This is a genomic window from Aeromonas finlandensis (assembly GCF_000764645.1).
Lineage (GTDB): Bacteria > Pseudomonadota > Gammaproteobacteria > Enterobacterales > Aeromonadaceae > Aeromonas > Aeromonas finlandensis.
Genome location: NZ_JRGK01000044.1, coordinates 22,543 through 30,378, shown reverse-complemented (window position 1 = coordinate 30,378; position 7,836 = coordinate 22,543). Strand labels below are relative to the sequence as shown.

At 57.8% G+C, this 7,836-nt stretch carries 8 protein-coding genes; 6 read left to right on the top strand and 2 right to left on the bottom strand.

Annotation, left to right across the window (positions count from 1 at the left end):
• From tgt to nlpI, 6 genes are all read left to right on the top strand, one after another.
• The coding region (tgt, locus tag LD28_RS0105965) for a tRNA guanosine(34) transglycosylase Tgt (RefSeq protein WP_050514262.1) at positions 1-1,068 on the top strand (1,068 nt) is incomplete at its 5' end.
• Between the two features lie 50 nt (positions 1,069-1,118).
• Positions 1,119-1,454, top strand: coding sequence for a preprotein translocase subunit YajC (gene yajC / locus LD28_RS0105960; RefSeq protein ID WP_033136090.1), 336 nt, complete (start codon positions 1,119-1,121; stop codon positions 1,452-1,454).
• Positions 1,455-1,472: 18 nt separating this feature from the next.
• Positions 1,473-3,326, top strand: coding sequence for a protein translocase subunit SecD (secD, locus tag LD28_RS0105955; RefSeq protein ID WP_033136089.1), 1,854 nt, complete (start codon positions 1,473-1,475; stop codon positions 3,324-3,326).
• 10 nt (positions 3,327-3,336) lie between these two features.
• Complete coding sequence (gene secF, locus LD28_RS0105950) at positions 3,337-4,284, top strand: protein translocase subunit SecF (RefSeq protein ID WP_033136088.1); 948 nt, start codon at positions 3,337-3,339, stop codon at positions 4,282-4,284.
• Between the two features lie 84 nt (positions 4,285-4,368).
• On the top strand, positions 4,369-4,737 hold the full coding sequence (locus LD28_RS0105945) for a rhodanese-like domain-containing protein (protein WP_033136092.1): 369 nt from the start codon (positions 4,369-4,371) through the stop codon (positions 4,735-4,737).
• A gap of 90 nt (positions 4,738-4,827) precedes the next feature.
• Positions 4,828-5,772, top strand: a complete 945-nt coding sequence (gene nlpI, locus LD28_RS0105940; RefSeq protein WP_338151468.1) for a lipoprotein NlpI — start codon at positions 4,828-4,830, stop codon at positions 5,770-5,772.
• Positions 5,773-5,846: 74 nt separating this feature from the next.
• Here nlpI and LD28_RS0105935 read toward each other — a convergent pair whose 3' ends face one another.
• Both LD28_RS0105935 and ubiU read right to left on the bottom strand, forming a co-directional pair.
• Entirely contained in the window at positions 5,847-6,719 is an 873-nt protein-coding gene (locus tag LD28_RS0105935) for a U32 family peptidase (protein ID WP_033136086.1), read from the bottom strand.
• A gap of 11 nt (positions 6,720-6,730) precedes the next feature.
• Positions 6,731-7,726, bottom strand: coding sequence for a ubiquinone anaerobic biosynthesis protein UbiU (gene ubiU / locus LD28_RS0105930; RefSeq protein WP_033136085.1), 996 nt, complete (start codon positions 7,724-7,726; stop codon positions 6,731-6,733).
• Between the last annotated feature and the right edge of the window lie 110 nt (positions 7,727-7,836).

Here is a 7,836-nt window from a genome sequence, read left to right as displayed (position 1 = left end):
GTCCAGACCCCGGCCTTCATGCCGGTCGGGACTTACGGCACCGTCAAGGGGATGACCCCTGAAGAAGTGCGTGAAAGTGGCGCCGAGATCCTGCTGGGCAACACCTTCCACCTCTGGCTGCGTCCGGGTCAGGAAGTGATGCGCGCCCACGGCGACCTGCACGATTTCATGAACTGGCAGGGCCCGATCCTGACCGACTCCGGTGGTTTCCAGGTGTTCAGCCTGGGCGACATCCGCAAGATCACTGAAGCGGGTGTCCACTTCCGCCACCCCATCAATGGCGAGAAGATCTTCCTCGACCCCGAGAAGTCCATGGAGATCCAGTACGATCTGGGCTCCGACATCGTGATGATCTTCGACGAGTGCACCCCGTATCCGGCCACTTACGAAGAAGCGCGCAAGTCGATGGAGATGTCTTTGCGCTGGGGCAAGCGCTCCCGCGACAAGTTTGATGCGCTGGGCAACAAGAATGCTCTGTTCGGCATCATTCAGGGCTCGGTCTACGAAGATCTGCGGGATGTCTCCCTCAATGGTCTGCTGGAGATCGGTTTCGACGGTTATGCGGTCGGCGGTCTGGCGGTGGGTGAGCCCAAAGAGGACATGCACCGTATTCTCGAGCACGTCTGCCCGAAAATCCCGGCCGACAAGCCGCGCTACCTGATGGGTGTCGGCAAGCCGGAAGATCTGGTGGAAGGGGTGCGCCGTGGTATCGACATGTTCGACTGCGTGATGCCGACCCGCAACGCCCGCAACGGCCACCTGTTCACCACCGATGGTGTGGTGAAGATCCGCAATGCCCAGCACCGCAACGACACCAGCACCCTGGATGCCGAGTGTGATTGCTACACCTGCAAGAACTACAGCCGCAGCTATTTGCACCATCTGGACAAGTGCAACGAGATCCTCGGTGCCCGTCTGAATACGATTCATAACCTGCGTTACTACCAGCGTGTGATGCAAGGTTTGCGGGACGCGATCGAGCAGGGTAAATTAGACGACTTTGTAACAGAGTTTTACCGTCGGCAAGGGAAGCCTGTGCCTCCGTTAGCTGAAAATGACGTTAAATAACAACAATATATAAGCAAGTTTTCAAATCTACATCAATAAGAGGTTGTTAAATGAGCATTATCTCCAAGGCGTATGCAGAAGGCGCAGTACCGGGTGCACAGGGTGGTGGTATGGAAATGATCATCATGCTGGCCGTGTTTGGCCTGATCTTCTACTTCATGATCTATCGTCCCCAGGCCAAGCGTGCCAAGGATCACCGCAATCTGATGGGCTCCTTGTCCAAGGGTGATGAAGTGCTTACTTCCGGTGGCCTGGTTGGCAAAATTGCCAAAGTGGCTGCTGACAGCGATTACCTGGTGATCGCCCTGAACGACCAGACTCAAGTCACCATCAAAAAGGACTTCGTCTCTGCCGTTCTGCCCAAGGGTTCTATCCAGTCCCTTTAATCTCCCAAGGAGCACAGCGTGTTGAATCGCTATCCGCTGTGGAAATACCTGATGGTGGTCCTGGTGATCGCCATCGGTTTTCTATATGCAGCCCCCAATCTTTACGGCGAAGATCCGGCTTTGCAGGTTTCTGCCAGCCGTGGTGCCGAAGTCAAGCTAGATACCCTTGACCTGGTGAAAGAGACCCTTGAAGCGGCCAAGATCCCGGTCAAACATGCTGCGTTCGAGCACGGACTGATCCTGATCCGTTTCAAAAATACGGAAGAGCAGCTCAAGGCGCGCGACGTTGTTGCCAACAAGCTGGGCGACAACTTCATTACCGCACTCAACCTGGCTCCTTCTACCCCCGCATGGCTCGAAGCTATCGGTGCTGCGCCGCTCAAGCTCGGCCTGGACCTGCGTGGTGGTGTGCACTTCCTGATGGAAGTGGACATGGCCGAAGCGCTGACCAAGCAGCAAGAGCAGATGGTGCAGGATTTCCGCAGCGAATTGCGTAACCAGAAGATCCGTTACTCAGGCGTGCGCCGGACCGGTGATCAGGTGCAGGTGATCTTCCGTGATGAAGCGGATCAGGAACGCGCTGTTTCTCATCTGCGTCGTCAGAACCCTGATTTGACTTTCACTACCGAGCAGAAAGGGGATGAGTTCATCCTGCTGGCTGGTCTGAGCGAAGCCAAGATCAAGGAGGTGAAGAAGTACGCCCTCGAGCAGAACATCACCATCATCCGTAACCGGGTCAACGAACTGGGTGTGGCCGAGCCGCTGGTACAACAGCAAGGCGCCGAGCGCATTGTCGTTGAACTGCCCGGTATTCAGGATACCGCCCGCGCCAAGGAGATCCTGGGTGCAACCGCGACCCTGGAATTCCACATGGTGGATGAGACTGCCGACATCCAGGCTGCGGCCGACGGTCGTGTCCCGCCGAGTTCCAAGGTCTACAACGATCGCAACGGTCGTCCTGTGGTACTGCAAAAGCGGGTGATCCTGACCGGTGACCACATCGTGGGTGCCCAGTCCGGTTTCGACGAGTACAGCCGTCCCCAGGTCAACATCAAGCTTGATGGCCAGGGTGGCAACAAGATGGCCAACTTTACCAAGGACAACGTCGGTAAAGGGATGGCGACCGTCTTCATCGAGTACAAGCCGGTCGGTCAGCCGGGTCCGGATGGCAAGCGCAAGTTCCGCAAGCAGGAGGAGGTGATCAACGTCGCCACCATCCAGTCGCGCCTTGGCAGCCAGTTCCGTATCACAGGTATCGACAACGCCAACGAAGCCCACAACCTGGCGCTGCTGCTGCGTGCCGGTGCACTGATCGCCCCGATCCAGATCGTGGAAGAGCGCACCATTGGCCCGAGCCTGGGTCAACAGAACATCGACAGCGGTATGGAAGCCATCGGCTGGGCCATGCTGGTGATCGTGCTGTTCATGGGGATCTACTACCGTGCGTTCGGCTGGGTCGCCAACCTGGCGCTCTGTATGAACCTGGTGTTGATTGTCGGCATCATGTCGATGATCCCGGGGGCTACCATGACCCTGCCAGGTATCGCCGGTATCGTCCTGACGCTGGGGATGGCGGTGGATGCCAACGTGCTGATCTACGAGCGTATTCGTGAAGAGATCCGCAACGGTCGTGGTGTTCAGCAAGCCATCCATCTGGGCTTTGATCGGGCATTCTCCACCATCGCCGACTCGAACGTCACCTCGCTTATCACCTGTGTGATCCTGTTCGGTATCGGTACTGGCGCCATCAAGGGCTTTGCCCTGACGCTGGGCATTGGTCTGACCGCCTCCATGTTTACTGCCATCACGGTTTCCCGCGCCATTATCAACCTGGCTTGGGGTGGACGGCGCATCGACAAGCTGCCCATCTGAGGATAGAGAAATGTTTCAGATTCTACATTTTGAAAAACCGATCCCGTTTATGCGCTATGCCAAGCCGGGTGTGGTTTTCTCTTCCGTGCTGATGGTGGTGGCCCTGTTCTTCCTGTTTGATCGGGGTCTGAACTGGGGTCTGGACTTTACCGGTGGTACCACCATCGAGGTGGGGTTCCAGCAGTCGGTGAGCCTGGACAAGATCCACGACGCACTGGAAGAGCAGAAGATTGAAGGGGCAACCCTGCAACACTTTGGCTCCAGCCGTGACGTGCTGTTCCGCCTGACCCCGAAAGAGGGGGTCAAGGTAGAACAACAGGGTAACGAAGTGCTGGCCGCTGCCAAGCTGCTCGACGAGGGTGCTGTGCTCAAACGCGTCGAGTTCGTCGGCCCTTCGGTGGGTGATGAACTGGCAACAGATGGTGCGCTGGCCATGTTGGCCTCCATTCTCTGTATCCTGGCCTATGTGGCGGTGCGTTTCGAATGGCGTCTGGCGTTGGGGGGGATTCTCTCTCTGGTGCACGACGTGGTGATCACCCTGGGCGTGTTCGCCTACTTCCAGTACGAGTTTGATCTGACCGTACTGGCGGCGCTGATGACCCTGGTGGGTTACTCCCTGAACGATACCATCGTGGTGTTCGACCGCTTGCGGGAGAACTTCCGCAAGGTGCGTAAAGGGGATACCGAGTACATTCTGGATCTCTCCATGACCGAGACCCTGAGTCGTACCATCATCACCTCCGGCCTCACCTTCATTGTGGTACTGGCGCTGTTGCTCAAGGGCGGTGCGCTGATCCACGGCTTTGCCGTGGCCATGGTGATCGGTGTGGCGTTCGGTACCTACTCTTCCATCTATGTAGCGAGTGCCTTTGCCATGTTCCTCGGCGTCAAGCGCGAGCACATGCTGCCAACGCAGGTAGAGAAAGAGGGCGCGGATCAACAGGAAATCCTGCCGTAACAGTGAAGAGCGCCGCACGGCGCTCTTTTCTTTTCTCCGTGTGCCATCTGCTGACACACAGGATTTATGCAACAGGAGTTTGTCATGCAACACAATCCCCGTTTTTTGGCTCTGGTTGACGGGATCCGCTCCCGCGTCACCGAAACCGATGTACATCAGATCAAGCGCTGGCAGGATGAAGGGCGCGCTTTTCACCTGATCGACGTGCGGGAAGAGAGCGAATGGGCCAAAGGGCATTTACCCGGCGCCGTCTATCTGGGACGCGGGGTCATTGAACGGGATATCGAGACCCGTTACCCGGATCCGGCCACAGAACTCTACCTCTATTGTGGTGGTGGTTTTCGCTCCATTCTGGCGGCCGATAACCTGCAACAGATGGGTTATAGCCGGGTTGTCAGCGTGGATGGTGGTTTTCGGGGGTGGCTGGAGGCCGGATACCCTGTCGAATCCTGATTTATTTGAGGCAGAGGGGCACAGCTACATGACAAAGTGGCGGTTGACCTTTACCATATGCGGGGTCAAGCGTAAGCGTCGGAGTGTTCATTGAACGTCAGGAAAGGGATTGGATACCTCCTTGGTATCCTGTTGTTGCTACCCATGTGGGGTTGCAGCAGTAGCAGTCAGGTTAACACCCCTAAGGTTCCCAAGCCGCAGCCTGCTTCACTGGTTTTGGCGACCCCCCTGCAGGTCTCCTACCAAAGCGAGTTGGCGTTGGCGCGACTCGGGCAGATGCTCAGCGAGATGGAGTTGACCACTGAACAGCGTGCAGAGCTCTTCTATGAGCGTGCCGTGGTGTTCGATCGCGTCGGGTTGCGCTCGCTGGCGAGGCTGGATTTCAACCGCGCCCTGCGCGAGAAGCCGGATTTTGCCGAAGCTTATAACTTCATCGGCGTCTATCTGGTGCAGCAGCAGAATTATGACGAGGCCTATGACGCCTTCGATTCTGCCCTCGAGCTGGCGCCGGACTATGACTATGCCTATCTCAACCGTGGCATCGCGCTCTATTACGGTAACCGCCCCGAGCTGGCCGCCGCCGATATGAAGCGCTTTTATGAAGCGCAGCCGGAAGACCCTTACCGGGTGATCTGGCTCTATCTGGCCGAGCAGAAACTCGATGCGCCTGCGGCCATGAGCCGGATGCGCGAGCGTCTGAACAAATACGATGACGATGCCTGGAACTGGGATCTGGTGCGCCTCTATACCGGTGAACTCACAGCCTCCCAGCTGATGGGCAATGTGGTGAAAGGGGTGAAGGATAACCGGGAGCTTGCCGAGCGCCTGTGCGAAACCTACTTCTATCTGGGCAAGTTCGAGTTGGGCAGAGGCAACCGCAAGGAAGCTATCAGCTACTTCAAGCTGGCTCTCTCCAACAACGTCTACGACTTCATCGAGCATCGTTATGCCTTGCTTGAGCTGGAGCTGATGGCGCGCAAACCCTTGCCACCGGGTGCCCAGAGTGCTCAGGGAAAAAGCGATCAGCCCTCCTGAATGGATGCAGTACGTTGATAGCAGAGATAAGAAAGGCCTCATAATGAGGCCTTTTTGTTGGGCGAATGGCGGGATTATTCCACCAGGCTCATGCCGGGGATCTGGCGCCAGTAGCCGTTGCAGTCGTTCCCCTGCTGCAGGGGGAGGGGAGCCAGACCCTGCTGGTTGGCTTTGAAGCGGGCCAGCATCTCCAGCGTCTCTCTCCCTTGCGGTGAGAGTCTGACCACATCCACCAGCCCCTCCATACCCGCCAGCTCGTTACCCAGGTTGTAGCAGTAGCCGGACTGGGTCTGGATCCCGTTGAGATTGAACACCCGCTGCCCCTCGCGGCTGTTGGCCAGTCGCCCGGTGGGGTAGTTGATGCAGGCGAGCTCGCAGTTGTCCTTGGGCTTGTCGAGGGAGCGGGCGGTGAAGCAGCGTGCCGAATAGGCGAGCGGCAGATGGCCGTAGGCAAACACCTCCACCTCGAACTGCTGGCGAGTATGGCCCAGATCCTGATTGAGCTGGATCAGCCAGTCACGGGAGAGCTCCACCGGCATGACCCAGCGTGTCATCCCCTGTTTAAGCAGCATGCGCAGCACATCGGCATTATAGGCGTTGATGGCTGGGCCGCAGACAAACGGGATCCCGGCCTCCCAGGCGAGTTGTACCGTACCGAGATCGTTGGCTTCAACCATCAGATCGCCGTTGTCGACCAGCCGCTTCACCTCTTTGAGTTCGGAAGGGGCAGAGATGAGGGCGAGGGTAGAGATCACCACCTGTTTGCCGGAGCTGGCCACCTGCCGGGCCAGCGCAATCCAGTCATCGACTTTGAGTTCGCGCCGCTTGCTGCAGACGGTCTCCCCCAGATAGATGATGTCGGCCTGGCTGTCAGCCGCGGCATGATAAAAGGCTTCGGTATCGGCTTTTGGCCAGTAGAAGAGCAGAGGCCCGAGAGAAAATTGCATGGGTGGACTCCTTATTGCCACTGACGATGGTAGGCGCCGAGGGTAGTCTGGCTACCTTCGGAGACGCGGGCGAGCTGAGCATCCCACTCAGGCTTGACCTGATAGGCCTCGGGATTGGCCTGATAGGCATCGATGGCCGCACGCCAGACCCGGGTTACCTGCTCCACATAGGCGGGGCTGCGCTGGCGCCCTTCAATCTTGACCGACTGGATCCCGGTCTTGAACAGCTCGGGCAACAGGCCAAGGGTATTGAGGCTGGTCGGCTCTTCCAGCGCGTGGTAGGTCTGGCCATCCACGTCGAAACGCCCCTTGCAGAGAGTCGGGTAGCCAGCATTTTCACCCGGACCGTAGCGGTCGATCAGCACTTCGTTGAGCCGTGACTCGAGGCCGTTCGGAGTCTCTTCCCAGCGGACGAACTTGGCCGGTGAACAGGCGCCGACGGTGTTGGGGCTCTCGCCAGTCATGTAGGAGGAGAGATAGCAGCGCCCCTCGGCCATGATGCAGAGGCTGCCAAAGGCGAACACCTCGAGACCAACGTCGGTCTCGCGGGCCAGCTGCTTGACCTGATGCATGGAGAGCACTCGTGGCAACACGACTCGTGTGACATTGAATTGCTGCTGATAGAAGCGAATGGCGGCGGCATTGGTGGCGCTGGCCTGCACCGAGACATGCAGCTCCATCTCGGGATAGTGGCGGCTGGCATATTCCAGCACGGCGAGATCGGCGATGATTAACGCATCGGCGCCGAGGGCCACCCCGCGATCAACCGCCTGTTTCCATCGAGCATCGGCCCCGGGATGGGCAAAGGTATTGATGGCAATATGCAGCTTGCGACCATGTTGATGCACATAATCCACCGCCTTCTCCAGTTTGCTGTCGGTAAAGTTGAGACCGGCAAAGTGGCGGGCATTGGTGTCATCCTTGAAACCGATATAAACGGCATCGGCCCCGTTATCCACGGCGGTTTTCAGTGCCGGCAAACTGCCTGCCGGACAGAGTAATTCCATTGGTACGCTCCGAGAGTGCATATGAAGGGCAAACGAGCCCTGATTGTATGCAGCCATGCACTCCCGCTTTTTGACCTGAGGCAGCTTTGTGTGGCTTTACCCTTCTTGAG